14 protein-coding genes and 1 tRNA gene are annotated in these 20,210 nt (G+C 41.1%); 5 read left to right on the plus strand and 10 right to left on the minus strand.

All coding sequences use genetic code 11. From position 1 onward, the window contains the following. The 7 genes from DV942_RS07320 to DV942_RS07350 form a co-directional block, all read right to left on the minus strand. Positions 1-1,851, minus strand: coding sequence for a glycoside hydrolase family 2 protein (locus tag DV942_RS07320; protein WP_145856434.1), 1,851 nt, complete (start codon positions 1,849-1,851; stop codon positions 1-3). A gap of 235 nt (positions 1,852-2,086) precedes the next feature. Further along, a complete protein-coding gene (locus DV942_RS07325) occupies positions 2,087-3,166 on the minus strand; it encodes a glycoside hydrolase 5 family protein (RefSeq protein WP_145856436.1) in 1,080 nt (359 codons plus the stop codon). A 27-nt stretch (positions 3,167-3,193) separates the two neighbouring features. Next, positions 3,194-4,219: a glycoside hydrolase family 43 protein gene (locus DV942_RS07330; RefSeq protein WP_145856438.1), complete on the minus strand. Its 1,026-nt coding sequence runs from the start codon at positions 4,217-4,219 to the stop codon at positions 3,194-3,196. 85 nt (positions 4,220-4,304) lie between these two features. Next, positions 4,305-5,270 (minus strand): glycoside hydrolase family 43 protein, encoded by a 966-nt coding sequence (locus DV942_RS07335; RefSeq protein WP_145856441.1) that lies wholly within the window; start codon positions 5,268-5,270, stop codon positions 4,305-4,307. Between the two features lie 227 nt (positions 5,271-5,497). Next, entirely contained in the window at positions 5,498-6,199 is a 702-nt protein-coding gene (locus DV942_RS07340) for a DUF3823 domain-containing protein (protein WP_145856442.1), read from the minus strand. A gap of 12 nt (positions 6,200-6,211) precedes the next feature. After that, entirely contained in the window at positions 6,212-8,134 is a 1,923-nt protein-coding gene (locus DV942_RS07345) for a RagB/SusD family nutrient uptake outer membrane protein (RefSeq protein ID WP_244950842.1), read from the minus strand. Position 8,135: 1 nt separating this feature from the next. Continuing rightward, positions 8,136-11,339: a SusC/RagA family TonB-linked outer membrane protein gene (locus DV942_RS07350; protein WP_145856446.1), complete on the minus strand. Its 3,204-nt coding sequence runs from the start codon at positions 11,337-11,339 to the stop codon at positions 8,136-8,138. 529 nt (positions 11,340-11,868) lie between these two features. Here DV942_RS07350 and DV942_RS07355 point away from each other — a divergent pair. The 4 genes from DV942_RS07355 (at position 11,869) to DV942_RS07370 (ending at position 16,748) form a co-directional block, all read left to right on the plus strand. After that, positions 11,869-15,039, plus strand: coding sequence for a ligand-binding sensor domain-containing protein (locus DV942_RS07355; protein WP_145856449.1), 3,171 nt, complete (start codon positions 11,869-11,871; stop codon positions 15,037-15,039). Continuing rightward, positions 15,024-15,845 (plus strand): response regulator transcription factor, encoded by an 822-nt coding sequence (locus DV942_RS07360; RefSeq protein WP_145856450.1) that lies wholly within the window; start codon positions 15,024-15,026, stop codon positions 15,843-15,845. Before DV942_RS07355 ends, DV942_RS07360 begins: the two co-directional genes overlap by 16 nt. A gap of 198 nt (positions 15,846-16,043) precedes the next feature. Beyond that, the gene (locus DV942_RS07365) at positions 16,044-16,490 is read left to right on the plus strand and encodes a DoxX family protein (RefSeq protein ID WP_145856452.1); all 447 of its coding nucleotides are present in this window, start codon (positions 16,044-16,046) and stop codon (positions 16,488-16,490) included. Positions 16,491-16,663: 173 nt separating this feature from the next. Further along, positions 16,664-16,748: transfer RNA gene (locus DV942_RS07370), tRNA-Ser, on the plus strand. A gap of 96 nt (positions 16,749-16,844) precedes the next feature. Here the strand turns inward: DV942_RS07370 and DV942_RS07375 are convergent. From DV942_RS07375 to DV942_RS07385, 3 genes are read right to left on the minus strand one after another with little or no spacing between them, the layout of a single operon-like run. Next, a complete protein-coding gene (locus DV942_RS07375; RefSeq protein ID WP_145856454.1) occupies positions 16,845-17,300 on the minus strand; it encodes a pyridoxamine 5'-phosphate oxidase family protein in 456 nt (151 codons plus the stop codon). Between the two features lie 30 nt (positions 17,301-17,330). Beyond that, entirely contained in the window at positions 17,331-18,368 is a 1,038-nt protein-coding gene (gene adhP, locus DV942_RS07380; RefSeq protein WP_145856456.1) for an alcohol dehydrogenase AdhP, read from the minus strand. Between the two features lie 53 nt (positions 18,369-18,421). Further along, complete coding sequence (locus DV942_RS07385) at positions 18,422-19,297, minus strand: universal stress protein (protein ID WP_145856458.1); 876 nt, start codon at positions 19,295-19,297, stop codon at positions 18,422-18,424. A 371-nt stretch (positions 19,298-19,668) separates the two neighbouring features. On the opposite strand from DV942_RS07385, the gene DV942_RS07390 reads away from it, so the two are divergent. Then, complete coding sequence (locus tag DV942_RS07390) at positions 19,669-20,208, plus strand: P-loop NTPase family protein (protein ID WP_145856460.1); 540 nt, start codon at positions 19,669-19,671, stop codon at positions 20,206-20,208. Positions 20,209-20,210: the final 2 nt, after the last annotated feature.

Consider the following 20,210-nt stretch of genomic DNA (forward strand, 5'->3'; position numbering starts at 1 on the left):
TTATTTCTGCACTGGTACATTAACCTGGTATAATTTGTCGTGCAACGCCTTTATCTGTGCTTCTGAGAATTTAATATCTTTTCTATCATAGGTCATCAACCCGTTGGTTTCTACTTCAACATCTGTCGTTTGGGTATACACGCCCGCAGAAAGCCCTAGCGGGATTAATTCTTGCAAACGTTTCATAAACTGGGCGTATTTGTTAAACAAATCTGTTTTATTTTTAAAACTCTGATAACCCCAGTTATTCTTTTGTTGCCATACGTGGCCATCAACAGGCAGGCCTAGTCCACCAAACTCACCCAATACCAAGGCATAATCTTTTCCAAAATACTCAGGACTCGGCATAGCCGGATGCGGATAATTGTGCAGATCGATGATATCGCCTACCGGATGAAAGTTACCGCCACTGGCCGTATTTACCAACCTTGAAGGATCCTTTTCTTTGGTCCATCTGGCAATTTCTACGGTTTTAAACTGGCCCCATGCTTCATTAAAAGGTGTCCATACCACAATTGACGGCACATTGTAAAGGGCTTCAATAATGGCATTCCATTCTTTTCTGTAATAAGCTTTTGATTCGGCAGTTCTGTTTTGATCCGAGCCATGATCTAAAACACCCGGACGGTTTTCCCAACCGTTACCCAAATCGCCGCTTGGCATATCCTGCCAAACCAACATACCCGCTTTGTCGCAATAGTAATACCAACGGGCCGGTTCTACCTTAATGTGCTTTCTGATCATATTAAAACCCATTTCTTTGGTTTTATCTATATCAAATTTCAAGGCAGCATCGGTTGGCGCGGTATACAATCCATCAGGCCACCAGCCCTGATCAAGCGGACCATACTGAAAAACAAATTCATTGTTTAACAACATGCGCTGAATACCGTTCTGATCTTTGCCCATTGAACTTTTACGCATGGCAAAATAACTTTTCACCTCATCTACCTTTTTATTTTTGGCCATCAGCTCTACCTTTAAATCGTATAAGAAGGGACTTTTTGGACTCCATAACTTTGGATTGGCTATTTTTAAAATGATTGCGCCCGTACCGTCGGCAACCTCCTCAGCTACTTTGGTTGCACCATCCCAGGCCGAAACCTTAATCTGATCTGCCCCTGAACCATTTATAGCTGGAGTAACTGAAACCGTTTGCTGGTCGATATCGGGTGTGATTTTAAGGTGACCGATATGTGATTTATTAACTGCTTCGATCCACACCGTTTGCCAGATACCCGTTACCGGTGTATACCAGATTCCCTCCGGTTTTTTCACCTGTTTTCCCCTTGGCTGAGGACCGTCGTCAGTTGGATCCCAAACTTCTACAGTTAAGGTCTGTTTACCGCTTTTATTCAAAAATGGTGTAATATTAAAGCTGAAAGGATCAAAACCACCTTCATGTTTACCTACTTCTTTGCCATTGATGCTTACAGTGCTTCTCCAGTCAACCGCTCCAAAATGAATTAGAATTTCTTTTCCTTTCATATTCGCCGGAAGCGTGAATACCGTTTTATACCATAAGAGGCTATCTTTACCAACCGTTTTGCCCACACCGGAAAGTGCAGATTCTACCGCAAACGGAACTAAAATTTTCCCCTGGTTAATGGTCGGGCGCTGCGATTTTTCGGAAATGGCATAATCCCACAGGCCATTTAGGTTTTTCCAGTTACCCATACGCTCCAGCTGAGGGCGTGGATATTCTGGCAATACATTTTTTGGGTTAACTTCCTGTGCCCATGGCGATGAGATTTTTCCTTTTACCATCAACCATGACTTGTCTTGCTGTTGCGCAGAAAGGGATAGCGACAGCCCCAGCAGCGATAAAATAAGCGATACTTTTTTATTCATTTGTTTAAATTTGAGTGTTTAAATCTAGTTTGGCAATACTTGTGAAAGATCCCCGGAGTTACCGTCATTTCGAGCGAAGTGCAACGCAGTCGAGAAATCTTTTTAGATAAATCTCTCCTGACTGCGCTTCAGTAGAGGACGACTATTCAATTGAAGTCGACAAATGATAACCTGTAGAAAAATAGATATCTTTATTTTAACTAAGGTCTTCGACTCCGCTCAGACTGACACGCATTTATTTGTTATTCAGTTTTTTGATCAGGTTAACTTCGTCCTGGCGGTATGGCGTACCATCTGGCTGAAAAATTTCGTGAAACCACTCAATTGGTTCAGATCCATCAGCAAGCGGTGTATCCCAGGCATATTTGGTATTGGTTTTACCCGCAGCAAAACCCCAGTTTATTGCACCAACATTTTCTTCTTTTAACATCGGCAAAATGTTAGCGAAACGGCTGTTTCGCGTCCTTGCCATATATTCGGTACAAATTAATGGCCTACCGCTGGCTTTTAACAGATCAATGGTTCTTTGGTGCCATTCCGGTGCCTCGTAGTTATGGTAAGTTACAATATCTGAATTGGCCAGCTGTATCTCGTTAAGCTTTTCAAAACCCCAGCTCCACAGTCCGATTGAAATGGGCTGATCAGGATTGACAGCTCTTGCCCAGCCGATGGTTTTAGTTAGCAAAGGGATGGAAGCCTCCAGCTTTCCACTATTACCAGGTTCATTATATAAATCCCAGAGCAAAATCCTTTTATCGTGGGCAAAATGGCTTAGCACATCCTTAACATATTTTTCAAGTTCAGGAAAATTGGCCTCTTCTTTAAAAGCCGGATCGCCGGGATCCTGTAACCAACCTGAATTATGGATGCCTGTTTTTGGTGCAGGCTGTTTGCCAATAGCCGAAGTTTTATTCCAGCAATCATCAAAAAAAACAAACATCGGTTTAATACCATGTTTTTGAGTGATGGTTAAAAACTGATCCATTCTCTTTTTAAAACCCGCTGGATCCTGGCTCCAGGCTTTGCTGAACAAGAAAACACGTAAGGTATTAAAGCCGATGCCTTCAGCCCATCCCAGTTCCTTATCAATCAGTTCGGGCGAAAAGGTATCAGCCTGCCACATTTCTAACTGGTTAATGGCATTGGAAGGAATATAGTTTGCACCTGTTAACCACTGATGTTCTTTGTACCAGGCATTGGCCTTTTCTACAGGCCAGACTTTTGCAGCTTCGGTGCTTTTTTTTGTTTTTTGCGCAAAGCCAATGCTGACGGTCAGGCTTAATGCGGCAAATAGCGCATAGTTTTTTAAATTCATATCGGTATTATCTGATTAGTTTTTGTTTTAGTTTGATGGCGATGCTAAGCCTGCTCCTGCTTTTACCGGCGTACCAAAATTTGGTGTTCCGTCGCTATTCCAGGAGAACTTTTGGGCCCGGGGTGAACGGAAACCTCCGCAACCCTGGCCCGGTTTATCATTGGCGTGATATAGGATCCAGTCTTCTTTGCCATCAGGCGATTTTAAAAATGAATTATGCCCTGGTGCATAAACGCCATCTTTTGGCGACTGCTGAAAAACAGGTTCAGTAAATTTTGTCCACGAAGCAGGATCAAGCAGGTTACTTTTTGCAGAAGCAGATAACATCCCTAGTGCATAAAAATCGGTCCAGCAACCACTGGCCGAATAAATGATGAAGATTTTGCCTCCATGTACCAAAAACTGCGGACCTTCGTTAACATCAACATGTTCTCCTCCGCCTAAATCACCGTTTTTTTCCCAGTCAAATTTTGGGGTAGAAATTTTTATGCGTTGCCCGTCTACCGTCCAGGGGTTTTTAAGCCTGGCAATGAAAATCTCCTGTTTACCATTTTTATCTTCCTCCCATCCCGACCAAATCATATACAACTGGCCTTTAAAATCAATCACATCGCCGTCAATGGCCCATTTATCGGTGGGGTCGCTAATTTTTCCTTTGAATATCCATTCTCCTTTCATCGGATCGGCCGAAGCATTCTCTAACACGTACATGCGGTGGTTTTCGTTTCTTCCATCATCCGCAGCAAAATAGGCATACCATTTTCCTCTTAAAAACATCACTTCAGGCGCCCAGATTTCTTTACTGTACATGGTTTCGGCCGGTGCTTTCCAAATGGTTTTACGCTCTGCGTCCTTTAAACCGGCTAAGGTTTTGGTTTTCCAAAGATCTATCCTGTTACCAGTGGTATGGGTGTAATAGTAATAACCATCTTTATAATAACTATAAGGATCAGCGCCGGATGGCAGCAATGGATTGGTAAATGTTTGTGCATTTAATCCGCCAATCACTAAAAGGCATAATGCAAACCATAATTTTATTTTTAATTTATTCATTTTTAAAACTTAAAGCCTGTCTTTTTCAGGCTGCTGCATTTTCGTAATCTTTTAAAATTATTTTTTTTCTAATATTTATACTAAATCAATTTATCCCTTCTATTAAAAAGCGAAAACTTTTGTGATCGATCTGCAGATGGTAGCTACCATTTTTATCGCTTACAAAAACAGCTTTGATAATAGCTGTAGCCCTTGGCGATACTTTTTGATTGTTATGGTGCGTATGGAATACATACTGTAAGGCTCCATTTTTATCGGTAAAGAAATCGCCATGCCCGGTACCATTTATTTTCAGTAATTTTTTACTGATGACCGGATTGCCTGCATATTTTACCCATGGTCCTTTCGGTGAGCTTGAAGTGGCATAACCCACCGCATAATCAGGATTCCGGAAATCGTTTGCCGAATAAAAGAGATAGTAAACGTTGTTCTTTTTAAGAACTGTTGGTCCTTCGGTTACCGGCCAATCTGTTTTAGCCGTATTTTCCCAGGGTTCAGTTCCTGTCAAACAGGGCTGTGCTGTTTCCGGGATGATATCCGAAAAGTCAGCCTTCAGTTCGGTTACGAAAATCCGGTTGCCACGATCAAGTTTAACGTGATAGAGGTAATTTTTCCCATCTGTATCGGTAAATACAAATGGGTCGATCTGCTTCCCTGTGCCTGAGATGGCTTTTAATGTTTCCTGTTTGAACGGGCCTAATGGGCTTTTGCTCAAAGCAACCGCAATCTGCTCATCAGCAGTATAAGCCATGTAATAAGTATTTTTCCTTTTAAAAACCTGCGGGGCCCAAAAACCTTTGTTGCCAAAGACATCGCCCTTTTTTAAAGCAAAACCATCATTTCCTGCCTTTCTTTTCCAGGTTTTGAGATCTTTTGAAACATAAACCAAAAATCCCCGGTCACTGCTGGTACCGTACAAGTAATAGTTGCCTTTATCTACGAAAATGGTTGGATCAGCAAGGTATAGGGTATCATTTAGCGGTTTTGCAACTATTTTTTCGCTAATGAAACATAGTGAAAAACAGAAAAAAAAGGCGTAAATGTATTTCATTGGCAATGTTTAAATAAAGATAAGGTATTGGTATATAATCTGTTAATAATTACAAGCATCACCTTTAGGAATAATGTGAATAGTCCAGAAAGTATCGTCATTTCGACCGCAGTGGAGAAATCTTTTAAATTTGATTTATAATCTGGTAAAAAGATCTCTCCATTCCGCTGCGCTACAGTCGAGATGACGATTTATCTTTGGACTGATAAATATTTCCTTTTGAAAGTTTAAAAACTTATTTTGCTTACCGGGGTAAAAATTAAATCATCAACACCAGCAATCTTAACGCCTATTCTGGCAAAGACATAATTTTGAGTCGGCGTAATGCCTGGAATCGTTACACTCATGTTCAGGTTATTAAGATCGGCAATGGCTGCACCACTAATCTGCTGGGCAGCAATGTTATTGCTACCATCTACAAACTGTGTTTTGTTAATATAAAGCGATACATTTTCAATGTCCTTAGCATCGGCATTGGTAATAATTTTTTCGAGCTTGCAAAAAGCATTTACTTTGCCTGCCGCAGCGGTGAGGGTCGCCCCGCGGATCATGTAGTAAGGCATTACCTCAATATCCATGGTTTTATTGCCGTTAATATTTACTGCAATGGTATCCTGTTTACCAGCAGCATTCTTTTTCCATAAAAAAGGCCCCTGATTAGGTGAAAAAACAAGTTTATAATCTCCGTTGAATAACTTGGCAGAATAGGTCCCGTCCTGGCTTACATTCACGTTCAGGGCAGCGTAGTTACCAAAGCCCGACTGCCAGAGTTCGAAATTCACCTGACCATACTGAACACTAATCGGTTCACCTTTATACACGATCCGTCCGGTAAAATCGGCTTCAGGTGCATCATAATTATCTTTTTTACATGAAGCAAAAAGTACGGCAATAAGTGCTCCCATCATGAAATAAAATCTAATTTTCATATCTATATCTGCTTATTGGTTAGGGTTTCTTATAATTTTCGGGTTTCCGTTAAGCACATCCTGCCCGATAGAAGAGTAATAATTACCGATACGGAACCGGTGTGCAGCCGTTACGCGGCTTGGTTTGATTACTTTAAAAATATATTTTAAATGGTTGGCATTGCCAGGATTATAATACTTGTAGGGCCACAAGCCAAATACCTGCGTACTGGTGCGTGTCGCGCTACCTATATTTGTAGCATTAATAAAATCGGCTGCCGACATGTTACTGCCATTCCAAACTTTATCAGCCAGTCTCCAGCGCTTCATGTCCCAAAGTTCATGTCCTTCAAAAGCAAGCTCTACTTTACGCTCGTGTACAATACGGTCGAAAGTGATTTGTGCCGGTGTTAAAGCTGTAGTTAAACCAGCACGGTCTCTTACCTGTTTCATGTAGTTTGCAGCTGTAGTCGGATCGCCTAGTTCAAAAGCGGCTTCGGCTGCATTTAACAACACCTCCGCATAACGGTAGCGGATCCACCAAACATCACTACGGGTACCAATCTGTCCTGACCCTGTTGCCGGATCCAGATACTTGCGGACATAAAAACCAGATTGTGCACTGAATTCCAATCCATCAACAGGGCCATCTCTTCCTACTACCTGTACAGATGCCGGATTATCTGGCAATACCTCACTTTTGCTCTGCCCGAAATTATCTCCGGTAATGATTGTTCCATTAGCCAATTGATAACCCGCCCAGATATCAACCGTTTTGCCTTTAAATTGTGTTCCCGGAAGAATCACCGTTCCAGCCAAACGTGCATCACGGCCTGCAAAAATATCGGTAATACTGCTATAGTATACCGGATTACCATTTCCATCAACCGAAGCCATGGATGCATAGGTATTATCTAGTTTTTCGAATGACTGTACCAGATTTAAGGATGGGTTTAAACGCCCGCCCTGCGCTTCTTCGGCTGAAGAACGTGGTTGATTATCAATGGTAAAACCATGAACCTTATTGGTTTTTAATTTAAAATCTTTTGCAAAAATTACCTCGGGATTGCTGCCTTTATCCGTAAATAGGGCGGCAAAATTTTCAGACAAATTAGGATTCTTTTTGTACAATGAATATTTACCACCATCTATAATCTCTTTGGCCGCAGCTAAAGCTTTGGTATAATAACGGCTGGCCAGGCTTGATGATATGCCCACCTCTCCGCCAGGTAACATTAACTGCGAGTTGCTGTATTTGGCAATTGAACCTGCATATAATGCTGCTCTAGACTCCATGGCTAATGCAGCGGCTTTTGTAGCCCTGCTCTGCACGGTCGCATCATCAGGCAGTATATTTTTAACGGCTTCCAATTCGGCAATTACAAAATCATAAATTTCGGTTTCTTTTGCCCTTGGAAACTGAAGATAGCTTGGGTCGCCACTATAATCATAATCCAGAACAGTTGTGATTAACGGCACACCTCCCATTCTTTTTACCATTTCGAAATATACTCCAGCCCTGATAAAACGTGCTTCGGCCAGGAAACGGTCACGGTCTTCTGCTTTTAGTGCGGTAGATTCCTGTCCACGTTTAATAAACATATTTAAGTCGCGGATATAACCATAAGTGCCCATATCCCAATATCTCCAGGCATCATAACCGTACTCTAAATTCTGATGGCGAAAATAATCGCCACTAGCCGAAGCAAAACCCTCGTCAAAATCGGTGAAAGTCCACCAGGCTTCAATGGTCTGGTAATCCGGATACCGATCGTAAAGATCGCCAACAACAGTTAGCACCAGGTTTGGATCTTTCCATACCGCATCAATAGGTAGCGTACTGGTAGGTTGTTTATCTAAGAATGCTGAATCTTTTTTACACGACTGCGCAAAACTTAAAAAGGCAATGGCAGCAAATGCATATATAATTTTTTTCATCTGATTAGTCTTTTTCATGTTACAGCGTTAATTTAAGTCCGATGTTAAAAAACTTGTTCTGAGGATACTGTAAACCGTTATCATCTGCGATTTCGGGGTCAACACCATAATCGCTCAGGTTATCGATAGAAAACAGGTTATAACCATTTACATAAACCCTGGCATTTTGAATCTTGATTTTTTCGGCCCATCTTTTTGGTATGGTATAGCCTATCTCAAGCGTACGGGCACGTAAATACCTTACATTATGCAGCCAGAAAGTGGAATTTTTGTTGTAGTTGCTGTGTCCGCCGTCATTAAAGCGCAATGCAGGGTATTTCCCGGGGATCCATGCGCTGTTCAGGTCATATGGATTGGCACGATGCCAGCTGTCATCAGCAAAGTTCTGCAATAAAGCACCCGTATTCTGAAATGCCCAGCGCTGTTCCCAGTTCTGGTTCCAGGAGTACATGGCTCCGCCTGAAAAATCTGCTGTAAAATCAAAATTTTTGTAAGAACCGCCAATGGTGAAACCAAAACCGATATTTGGCTGGCCTGTTGTGGTATATCCAATCGGTCTTTGATCCAGGTCATTAATCACACCGTCGCCGTTTTGATCTTTATAAATTAAATCACCTGGCAATAAAGAGCGGTTTCCCTGTCCATCGATGTTTACTTTATAATTATTGATTTCGTCAATATTCTGGAACTGTCCCGTTACTTCATATCCCCAAAAAATATCGGTATAACGCTGGTTATAGCTATTTCTGTAATTGTCCCATGAGTTGCCATAACGTGGCTTGTACTGATCTAAAAATTTCCTGCGACTGATGGAGATATTTCCACCAACGTTGTAGTTGAATTCGCCGATCTTATCTCTATAATTTAAAGCAAATTCGGCTCCGAACTGCGCATCGCTTTCCAGGTTTTCTGCGGCCAATGGGTAGCCCAGTTCGATTGGTACCAGCACATCATTTTTAACCTGTTTTAAACCGGTACGTTTCCTGTAGAAATAATCGGCAGTTCCGCTAAGTTTACTGTTGAATAATGAAAAATCCAGACCTATATCGGTAATTTTGCTCTTAAACCAGGTAAGGTTATTGATCACTGGGCCTTTATCCCTTGAAGTGGTGATATTCTTTCCATCTAAAATTACAGTACCCTGGTTATAGCGGTATCCAGGGATGTAGGCAAAAGGATCGATACCCAGATCATCATCTCCCAGTACGCCATACGAAGCCCGAAGTTTCAGATCATTTAAAATGGTACTTTCACCTAAAAGCGACTTCATAAATTTCTCCTGGGTAATTCTCCAGCCAATGGATGCGGAAGGGAAATAACCTACACGCCTGTCGGGTGCAAACTTCCACGAGGCATCTCTACGGCCAGAAAGTTCCAGGTAATATTTATTGTCATAGTTATAGTTTAACCTGGCTACATATCCGATACGGGCTTCTTCCTCCTGAATATCGGCGAAGTCCTGCCCGTCCATATCTGCAAACTGCAAAACAGGCAAAATATTGGTTTGTGGTACTGCATGCTGGAAAGTATAAGTCCTGAAACGATCTAAACGCTCTGCTACTAAAACAGCACCAACAGTATGTTTGCCAAAAGTGCGGTTATAGTTGGCCTGCAACTGATAAGTATTGGTGTATATCTTTTCGTTCCTGCGTTCCCTGTAAGGATTAGAGCTTCCTACTTTTTCTTCATAAATACCGGTTTCAGGATGGTAAGTATATACATTGTAGGTATACTCATGACCATTGATTACGTTATCCGCGATATAATAAGAATACAAACCTTTAATTTCCAATCCTTTGATGGGCGTATCATAACTGGCTGATAAATTGGTTTGTAAAACCCTCCAGTCTGATTTCCAGTATCCGCTTAAGGCTTTACTTTGCACGGCGAACTGTTCGGTATTATGCCCAATATCGTTCGGATAATCAGGATTGCCATTGGCATAAGCCTGCTCTGTTGGCCTGTTTCTCAATAAAGCAAAACGGGCGGCCCAATAATCATCTCCACCCGGTACACCCGGCTGGTCGCGGCTTTCTATACGGCCATTAATAAGCATCCCCACTTTAAAACGGTCGGTTATTTTAGCTTCAATATTGCTTTGGATATTGGTTCGGTTAAAATCGAACTCCCTGGCCTTTCCATATACCCCCTTTTGATCTAAGTGTGTGCCCGAAAAATAATAATTTACTTTGTCGCTGCCACCGGAAGCACTTAAATTAATGGATGATTGTGGGGCATTGGGCGCAATGATGATATCTTTCCAGTTCTGGCTCTGGTAACCATATTCTGTTCCGGCTTTCCATTTATCCAGTTCGGCCTGGGTAATATCAGTTTTGCCATTCTGATTCAATTCTGCGGTAGCCTTTCCTAACATCCATTGGTAAGCATCGGTTGTTTCAGGGAAACGTACCCAGTTCTGCCATCCGGTATATGCATCAACACTAAAGGTATTACGTGTACTGTTTTTACCCCTCTTGGTCGTTACTAAAATTACCCCGTTAGCAGCCCGGCTACCATAAATAGCGGCCGAAGCATCTTTTAGCACACTAATGGTTTCAATATCGTTGGGAGAAATGTTATTAAACTGACCCGCATCCTGCTGAATCCCATCTATAACATATAAGGGGTTGCCCATGTTACGGATCTGGATGTTGGCACTTGACCCCGGTCTGCCATCAGGCATCCTGAACGATACACCAGGCAGTTTACCGGCAAGGCCCGTACTCACGGTAGAGCCACCATGTACTTTTTCCAGGTCTTTACTGCTGATGGAAGAAATGGCCCCCGTTATGGCTTCCTTTTTCTGTGTGTTATAGCCCACTACCACCACTTCTGAAAGATCGTTATCGGAGGGTTTAAGTTTAACATTAACCTGCGAACGCCCTGCAAGGGCGATTTCCTGATTGACATAACCTACATAAATAAAAATCAGGGTCGCATTTTTGTCTGCCACCTGAATTTTAAATTTTCCGTCAGCATCTGTTGTTGCCCCCGTACTGGTACCCTTAATTTTAATACTGGCACCTACAACTGTTTCACCCTTTTCGTCGGTAACGGTACCGGTCACGGTACTTTGTTCCTGCGCAATAAGCTGAAATGAAAATAAGAGTAAGGTAATCGAGGTTAAAATAGCGGAGCGGATTTTGCTTTTCAAAAATAGCTTTTGAAGCAAGTACCAATCCGGGCTTAAAAAGCCGTCACGGGAGAATAAACTTCTTTTCATATTTGGTTAGAGATTTGGTTATTACTGGAAGTAAATGGTTTTAGTTCCAATTAATTCTTTTCAAAGATTCGGTTTTTAGCTTTGCGCAGGGATACGCATTTGTATCAATCTTTCTTCATTTTGTCTCGATTTGTATTGGAGGGATTACAGAAATATAATTAACCACAGATAAGAAGGATGCACACAGATAATTTACTTAGGGCAACGTTTTGCAATAACTTAGCTACAGATAAAAAAGATGCACACAGGTTTTACGTTTTATCAAGTTTAGTTAGAGGTTTATAAAGCCGTGGGTTTTGCGTTAGGGATTGTAAGGGTTCAGTACCGATCCTTCATCAGTCCGCAGTTATCAGTTCACAGTTAGCGGTTTACAGTTTGCAGGTTTCATATCCATAGAAAAATGAGTTTCTATCTTTAAAGCTTTCATAAATAAAATCTGTCTCAATTTTTCTACATATCGGCTCAAATTCAAATAAGCCTGAAAGCAAACCATTTCTTTAATATATTTGAAGCTACTGACCAAGATCTCTTGAAAAAACTCATCATTCTATTGTATCTGTTATTTTCGGCCAGGCTGCTTTTGGCGCAGCCCTACTATTTCAGGCATTACCAGGTAGAAAACGGGCTTTCCAATAATACGGCCTTTTGCAGCATGCAGGATGGAAACGGTTTTATGTGGTTTGGCACAAAAGATGGTCTGAACCGGTTTGATGGTTATGCTTTTAAAACCTACCGCCACGATCCTGACCAGCCTGGAAGTTTGGGCAACGATCTGATTTATGCGCTCCACCACGATCAGCAACAGACCCTTTGGGTAGGTACAAACAATGGTGTATACCAATATAATCCTGCAAAGGAAAGTTTCGCCATGATTAAGGCGACTAAAGGGATGCGGATTATCGATCTGGCTAGCGATCAGCAGGGAAATCTGTGGATCCTTTCTTCATTCAAAATCTATCTATATCAAAAGCATACCAGGAAAATACGGGCATTTGCGCATAATGCACCATTTGATGCCTCGCTGGTTACCGTTCTAAAAGATGGCAGTGTATGGATCAGTACCGGAAAGGGAACGCTGGAAAAGTACATTCCCGAAAAAAATAATTTTCAGCAGTTCAACATCAATGGAAAAAATGCCAAAGCTGAATACGGGTGGGTATCCAGGATTGCAGAAACTGAAAACGGAAATTTATTGGTCGGCACTACCAATCAAGGAGTTAAACTTTTCAACCCTGTTACCCTAACATCAAAAAATATATTGAAGTTGAACGACGACAAAACGCCAATTTTCGTCCGAGACATAAAAAAGACAGGTCCACACGAGTTTTGGATTGCCACAGAATCTGGCATTTACATTTATAATGACGAAAGTGGAGCAATCATCCACCTCAAAAAGCAGTACAATAACGATTATTCTTTAAGCGATAATGCGGTTTATACCATTTGTATCGACCGTGAAGGTGGCGTTTGGGCCGGCACCTACTTTGGAGGAGTAAATTATTACTCAAGCCATACTTCATTGTTTACCAAATACTTTCCGCAAAATGGCGCCAATTCAATCAGCGGAAGTGATGTAAGGGAAATTACAAAAGATGGATCAGGTAATTTATGGATCGGGACGGAAGATGCCGGCCTGAATAAGCTCCATGTAAAAACAGGCATCTTTAAACATTTTTTGCCAGATGGAAAACCAGGAAGCATTGCTTATTCCAATATCCATGGCTTACTGGTTGATGGCGACAAACTCTGGATCGGTACTTTTGAACATGGATTGGATGTTTTAGACCTGAAAACAGAAAAGGTAATTAAACACTACCAGGCCGGTGTAGGAAACGCTTTGCGTACCAATTTTATCGTTACTTTTTGTAAAACACGATCGGGCGAAATATTGGTCGGGACCATTAATGGCATTTACCGATACAACCGTAAAAGAGATGATTTTGACCCTATTGCAGGGCTTCCTTTTATTTTTTATTATTCGATTATAGAAGATAGCCAGGGTAATATTTGGGCGGGCAGTTTTAACGATGGTATATTTCAATTTAATTTATCCAAACCAGGTTATGTAAACTACCGGCATACCCCGAATGATGCAAAAAGTTTAAGCCATAACTCCGTAAATAGTATTTTTGAAGATAGCCAAAAGCATATTTGGGTAACTACAGATGGCGGAGGGCTTTGCAGGTTCGACCGGCAAAAACATCAGTTTAAGCGCTATGGAGTAAAAAATGGTTTTCCCAGCAATTACCTGTTCCGCATTGAGGAAGATGCCTTAAACAAGTTCTGGATTAGCAGTACCAGGGGGCTTATCCATTTCGATCCGGCTACGGGCTTAAGTAAAACCTATTCAAAAGCTAACGGATTACTTTCCGATCAGTTTAATTACAGTTCTGCCTATCAGGATGAAAGTGGTCAAATCTATTTCGGTGGTGTAAAAGGATTGGTCAGTTTTAATCCAGCCAATTTAAAGACTTCAACGTACGCGCCACCCGTATTTTTGACCGGATTTCAGATCAACGGTTCAGAAATGGGTCTCAACGTGAAAGATCCGCTCGACAATAAATCCATCGTTTATGCCGATACTGTCGAACTTAATCATAATCAATCCTCCTTCAGCATCGATTTTGCAGCTTTAAGCTACCTATCGCCCGAAATGACAGAATATGCTTATAAAATGACGGGGCTTTATAAAAACTGGGAATATCTAAAAACCAACAGGAAAGTTTATTTTACCAAACTTGCGCCTGGCAATTACATTTTTGAGGTAAAAGCACTCGTTGAAGGAAGTAACAGTTGGAGTACCAAAAACACTAAACTGCTGATTAAAATATATCCTCCTTTTTACTTCAGTCCCCTTGCCTGTTTAATTTACCTGATGGCCACAGGCGGAATTATTTTCTTCCTGGTACGAAATTACCATCGGAAAATTGCAGTAAAAAACAGCAGGCAGATGGAAGTTTTTGAGCATGAAAAACAGAAGGAAATTTACCAGGCCAAGATCGAATTTTTTACCAACGTTGCTCATGAAATCAGAACGCCGCTTACGTTGATCATCGGGCCGATGGAGAAACTGATTAAACAGGCAAATGCTATACCTGCGATAGAAAAGAATTTGCGGATTATGGCCCGGAATACTGATCGATTGCTCAAGTTAACCAACCAATTATTGAATTTCAGAAAGACGGAAACCAGCGAATTTTCATTAAACTTCGTAAAAGCCGACATTTCTGAAATTCTAAAAGATATATTTCTACAGTTCCAGCCAGCTGCAGAACAGCAAAACATTGTATATAACCTTCATTTACCAGAGCAAAACCTACATGCTTATATCGATATTGAAGCTTTTTATAAAATAATCAGCAATCTGGTCAGCAATGCGCTTAAATATGGAAGAAGTACTGTGGAGATCAACTTATCGTTACCGGAAGGCGGTCAGTTTATGGTGAAGGTTAAAAATGATGGGAACAGGATTCCTATAGAAATTAAGGACAAGATATTTGAACCTTTTTTCAGGGGCAAAGAAACAGCGGTAAAGGCAGGGACAGGAATAGGCCTATCGATATCAAAATCGCTTGCGCAACTGCACAGAGGGGAACTTTATTTGGATTTTAATGAGGATGGATTTAATATCTTTGTATTAGCGCTGCCGATCCATCAACGGATAGAATTTAACCTGAACGGAAAATGGAAGAAATTGTAACTGGGTTTACCATTAAAGATACTGATGAAGACAGGGCTGTGGTGTTATTGGTTGACGATAACGAAGATATCCTTGATTTCATTTCGGATGATCTGGAAGAAAAATATCGTGTATTACAAGCCAGAAACGGTAATGAGGCCTTCGCTATACTACAAAGTGAAATTGTCCAACTCATTGTTAGCGATGTGATGATGCCCGAAATGGACGGTTTTGAATTTTGTGCCAAAGTAAAATCGACCATGGAGTTCAGCCATATCCCTGTAATCTTGCTGACTGCAAAAAATTCGCTGCAATCCAAAATCGAAGGGTTAGAACTGGGTGCCGATGCCTATGTAGAAAAGCCCTTTTCACCAGAATTCCTACAGGTGCAGATTTCCAGTCTGCTTAAAAACAGAAACAAGATCAAAGAATATTTCTCCAATTCTCCCCTCCTCCACCTGAAAAGCATGGCCTATTCTAAGGCAGATGAGCTATTTTTGGAAAAATTACAGGATACCATTAACCAAAACATCAGCAATCAGGATCTTGACGTGGAGCATTTGGCAGAAAAGATGAACATGAGCCGGCCAACGCTTTACCGGAAAATTAAATCCATTTCCAATTTAAGTCCGAATGAACTGATCAATTTAGCGAGGTTGAAAAAAGCTGCCGAGCTTTTAAATGAGGGATTATTGAAAATTTACGAAATCTCGGAGTTGGTGGGGTATAGTTCACAATCACATTTTGGAAGGAATTTTGCAAAACAGTTTGGCCTGTCGCCTACTGACTATGTAAACAGTAAAATAGCAGAGAAGAGAAGAGGATAAATCAACGTGATTTTCGGCTGAAGCGCAACGGAGAAATCGGCCGCGTAATTTTTCCCGCATACATTTTAGTGGTGATCATGACCGCTCTGTCAATACCCCTCTCAAATAGGCAAAAGTCTCCTCAATTTCAAATCATTAGCTACGTATTGTTATTAATATTTATTATGTGTAAATTGTAATAACCAAAATATAGAAGCTATGAAAATGCTTAAGAAAATCGAAAACTGGGGCGATCACCACCACCCAAAATGGCTTGATTTTTTCAGAATCTTATTAGGCCTCGTTTTAATGTGGAAAGGCATTGATTTTTATATCAATATGCAAGCTTTTAGTAATTTAATGAGGGGTGCTTTTCTTGGTACGGCAATCAGCATCAGCCTGCTGGCGCACCTTATTATTGTTTTACATATTATCGGCGGTTTGGCCATCACACTGGGTACGTACACCCGCACATTCTGCCTGATAAACTTACCGATACTGATCGGCGCCGTATTCTTCATCAATATATCTGGTGGAATTTTTAAACCCTATTCTGAATTCTGGATTTCCATTTCGGTACTGGCCGGATTAATCTGTTTCGCCATTGAAGGAAATGGACATTTATCTGTTGAACGACAGAAAATTAATCCTAAAGAAGCAGTTTAGTTAAAGTTAACGGTAACCGATTGTGACGATTAACGGCGTGAAACGGCTGTTTATGGATGCTTTATTATTTTTTTATCCATCCTAACTAAATGATTAGCAAGGCTTAAAATATTAATTAAAATATTTGATCGGAAAAGGTTTGGAGATTAACGCCAAATTCCTACTTTTGCAGCGGAGAGCTGGCAGAGTGGTCGAATGCGGCAGTCTTGAAAACTGTTGACTGTAACAGGTCCGGGGGTTCGAATCCCTCGCTCTCCGCATCATAAAAAAAGCCTGAAATCGAGAGATTTCGGGCTTTTTTCATTTAAACATCCTGTCCTAAATTCGACTACTAAGCATATTCTTTTAAACTTATCAATTACTCCTGTCATTAACCTCAAACCTGCCGGTTTTTATATCCAGTACAATTTTGAACACAATAATTTCTTCATCATGCGCATCTGCCTTGCCAGTACCATGCGATGGCTGTTCAGATGGAGTATTGGTTAGAGGCATCATCCGATGGATAATCCCCTGTAAAACATTTTGTTTTTCTGAAGTATCAGTGATTTCTTCAAATTTACCCCAGCAAACCACACTTTTCCAGTTAAAGGTATCACGAATCTGATCAGCCTGGAAGCATACCTGTGGGTTGCTTCTCATCATCCTGATTTTTTGTCCGGGAGCAGAATGGGCATAAACTTTACCATTGCTATACACATAATTAATGGGTACGATATAAGTCATACCCTGTACATGGCAACCTAAACGACCGATACATTGTTCTTTAAGGAGTTTTTCAATATCCTCTTCTTTTAATGTCCCTAACATTTTCGAAAAATTAATGTTGAATAATTATTGCTACAGGCCTCCTGAAATATCTAAAACAACCCTGCCCTCTATTTCTCCCATTTTCATCTGTTCAAACACATCGTTGATGTCTTCCAGTTCTGCATGATTAATCTGCGCCCTTACCTTGCCATCCACAGCGAATTCGATAGCTTCCTGCATATCTTTTCTCGTACCTACAATAGAACCCCTGATCGTGATCCTGTTTAATACGGTATCAAATATGGGAAGATCGAAACTGCCCGGGGGTAATCCGTTTAGCGACAAAGTACCTTTTCTCCGCAATGCAGAGAGCCCCTGACTAAAAGCGATTGGCGATACTGCAGTAACCAATACGCCGTGCATTCCCCCTGTTTGTTTTTTAAGGAATTCCCCTGGATCCTGTTCAAGTGCATTAACCACTATGTCGGCACCTAATTTTCTGGCCATATCCAATTTATCGTTAGAAACATCAATCGCAGCAACCTGTAAACCCATGGCTTTTGCATATTGAACCCCTAAATGGCCTAATCCGCCAATGCCTGATATAGCAACCCATTCACCTGCTTTCACCTCAGTTTCTTTCAAACCTTTGTAAACGGTAACCCCTGCACAGATAATCGGCGCCATTTCTGCAAAATTTACGTGCGAAGGAAAATGGGCAACGTACCTGGAATCGGCGATTACATATTCTGCGAACCCACCATCAACACTATAACCGCCATTTTGTTGTTCGTAGCATAATGTTTCCCAACCTGTTAGGCAAAATTCGCAACAACCACAGGCACTATATAACCACGGAACGCCAACTACATCTCCTTCTTTAACAGTTTTAACATCATGCCCCATTGCGGCTACCAAACCGATGGCTTCGTGACCAGGTACCAACGGCATTTTCGATTTTACCGGCCAGTCCCCGTTACAGGCGTGCAGGTCGGTATGGCATACACCGCATGAAATTACTTTTACCAGAACCTCGTATTGATTGAGCGGTCTGACTGGCAGTTCTTCTATGGCCAGTGGTCCCCCATACTGGTGGACAACCGCGGCTTTCATTGTTTTAGGATACATATTTTTTTGTTTAGAATAGATTTCACAATTAAGTTTCAGAAAATCAAAAGGCTTTACATCGGAATGCGGTGTTCGGGTGGTAAAACCAGGAGCGGGATCTGAATATGATCAGACATGGTTAATGTATAGCTACCATTGAACAAGCGATAAAAAAATCCTTGTTTCCGATGTACCATCACCAGCATATCGATCTGACCATTTTCCACGATCCAGTCCAGGCCATCTTTAACCCGCTCGCTGTTTACATGCCTGTGATAGATATTTTTGTAGTTGACCCTATCGGCTACCCGATTTAAAAAATCTTCGGTTTTCTGTTTATAACCTGCCGGTTCCGATGCTGGATGACCGGTATGCATGATGAGTATATCAGCATTAAAAGGTTTTGCAAATTCGGCAAGTGAACATAAAACGGGGATATCGGTATGACTGAAATCGGTAGCGAAGGCAATTTTTTTTAGTTTCTTAAACTGATAACCACCAGGTATGAGCAAAAGCGGTATTTCGCGCTCAATCATTTTTCTGGCATTACTACCGACCAGAATTTTGGAGAGCTTACTTGCACTGTTCAAGCCGATTACAACGAGATTCATTTTACATTCAGTAAAATACTTACCGACCTCATCATCCACTTCGCCATAAACCAGTTTCGAATACACTTCTGGTTTAAGGCTGTAATCCTTATAGGCAGCTTCGTACCTCTTTTCGATCTTATGAAGCAATTTCTCCAGGGCTTTTTTAGCATCGTCTTCCATATGGCTGTATTCTTCAGATGGCCAAACCATCGACGTTGCTAAGGGTGGTACGATAGGAAGCTGAAAAACATGGATTAGTTCTAACCTTGCCCCAATATTGTAGGCCAGGTCAGTTGCATAATTTGCTGCATTCTCTGCTGTTGGAGAGAAATCAACGGGTACCAGGATTTTTTTCATATCGTGAGCTGTTTATTAAGCATAAATTTTGAAAGAAATCCATGTTAAAAATGTGAGCAGCATCAGCTATTTAAATGATTTTCAACGAAATGCAGTTAAGACTAGGCTTCCTATTGCTTGGCTTCAATAAAGATGGATTTATAATAGAAGATATAATGGCATGGTTATTCCCCGTAATCAAAAGATCTTTAGGAATTTTATTTTTAGTCCAATATTGAACAATCAATAAGCTTAACAAAAGCACAAGCCAGGCTTTGTACCAACTAAGTATATACCTTGCGCCAGATAGATAGAGACATGTAGACTATAGATAAAAATTTATAGGCTATGAATGTTAAATTCAATGAAACATTTTGCAATATCTTTGCATCATGAAAATCCATATCCTTGGTGCATCCTGTGCAGGCTCTACCACTCTGGGCAACGCTTTATCTGTGCAGCTCAACATCCCTTATTTTGATACCGATAGCTTTTTCTGGGAAAAATCTGCCGTTCCGTACACCGTAAAAAGAGACCCTTTATTACGCAATGAGTTGCTTAAAGCTGAATTAAGTCTATTAGATAGCTATATCGTTGGCGGCTCGCTGATAAGCTGGGGCGAGGAATGGAAACAACAATTCGACCTTGCTGTTTTCCTTTACCTGCCAAAGGAAATCAGGATGGAACGCCTCGTGCAAAGAGAAATAGAACGTTATGGAAATGCCATTTATGACGACCCGCAACGGCAACAGTTATTTCTTGATTTTATAGAATGGGCATCGCAATATGAAAACCGTTCTTTTACAGGTAGAAATATCGGAATCCACGAAAGTTGGCTGGAAAGCCTGAACTGCCCTGTAATTAAAATTGAAGGAGATACCACTGTAGCAGAACGGTTAAGGCGTATTCTTGAAGCTGTTAACCGTAGGTAACT

This window comes from Pedobacter suwonensis (assembly GCF_007833675.1).
GTDB classification, from domain to species: Bacteria; Bacteroidota; Bacteroidia; order Sphingobacteriales; family Sphingobacteriaceae; genus Pedobacter; species Pedobacter suwonensis.

Excerpts from the sequence above, each read along its gene's own strand:
- DV942_RS07335 (WP_145856441.1), bottom strand. The coding sequence starts at position 5,270 with ATGAAATACATTTACGCCTTTTTTTTCTGTTTTTCACTATGTTTCATT.
- DV942_RS07375 (WP_145856454.1), bottom strand. The coding sequence starts at position 17,300 with ATGTTAGGGACATTAAAAGAAGAGGATATTGAAAAACTCCTTAAAGAA.
- DV942_RS07340 (WP_145856442.1), bottom strand. The coding sequence starts at position 6,199 with ATGAAAATTAGATTTTATTTCATGATGGGAGCACTTATTGCCGTACTT.
- adhP (WP_145856456.1), bottom strand. The coding sequence starts at position 18,368 with ATGTATCCTAAAACAATGAAAGCCGCGGTTGTCCACCAGTATGGGGGA.
- DV942_RS07360 (WP_145856450.1), top strand. The coding sequence starts at position 15,024 with ATGGAAGAAATTGTAACTGGGTTTACCATTAAAGATACTGATGAAGAC.
- DV942_RS07320 (WP_145856434.1), bottom strand. The coding sequence starts at position 1,851 with ATGAATAAAAAAGTATCGCTTATTTTATCGCTGCTGGGGCTGTCGCTA.
- DV942_RS07345 (WP_244950842.1), bottom strand. The coding sequence starts at position 8,134 with ATGAAAAAGACTAATCAGATGAAAAAAATTATATATGCATTTGCTGCC.
- DV942_RS07365 (WP_145856452.1), top strand. The coding sequence starts at position 16,044 with ATGAAAATGCTTAAGAAAATCGAAAACTGGGGCGATCACCACCACCCA.
- DV942_RS07385 (WP_145856458.1), bottom strand. The coding sequence starts at position 19,297 with ATGAAAAAAATCCTGGTACCCGTTGATTTCTCTCCAACAGCAGAGAAT.
- DV942_RS07330 (WP_145856438.1), bottom strand. The coding sequence starts at position 4,219 with ATGAATAAATTAAAAATAAAATTATGGTTTGCATTATGCCTTTTAGTG.
- DV942_RS07390 (WP_145856460.1), top strand. The coding sequence starts at position 19,669 with ATGAAAATCCATATCCTTGGTGCATCCTGTGCAGGCTCTACCACTCTG.
- DV942_RS07350 (WP_145856446.1), bottom strand. The coding sequence starts at position 11,339 with ATGAAAAGAAGTTTATTCTCCCGTGACGGCTTTTTAAGCCCGGATTGG.
- DV942_RS07325 (WP_145856436.1), bottom strand. The coding sequence starts at position 3,166 with ATGAATTTAAAAAACTATGCGCTATTTGCCGCATTAAGCCTGACCGTC.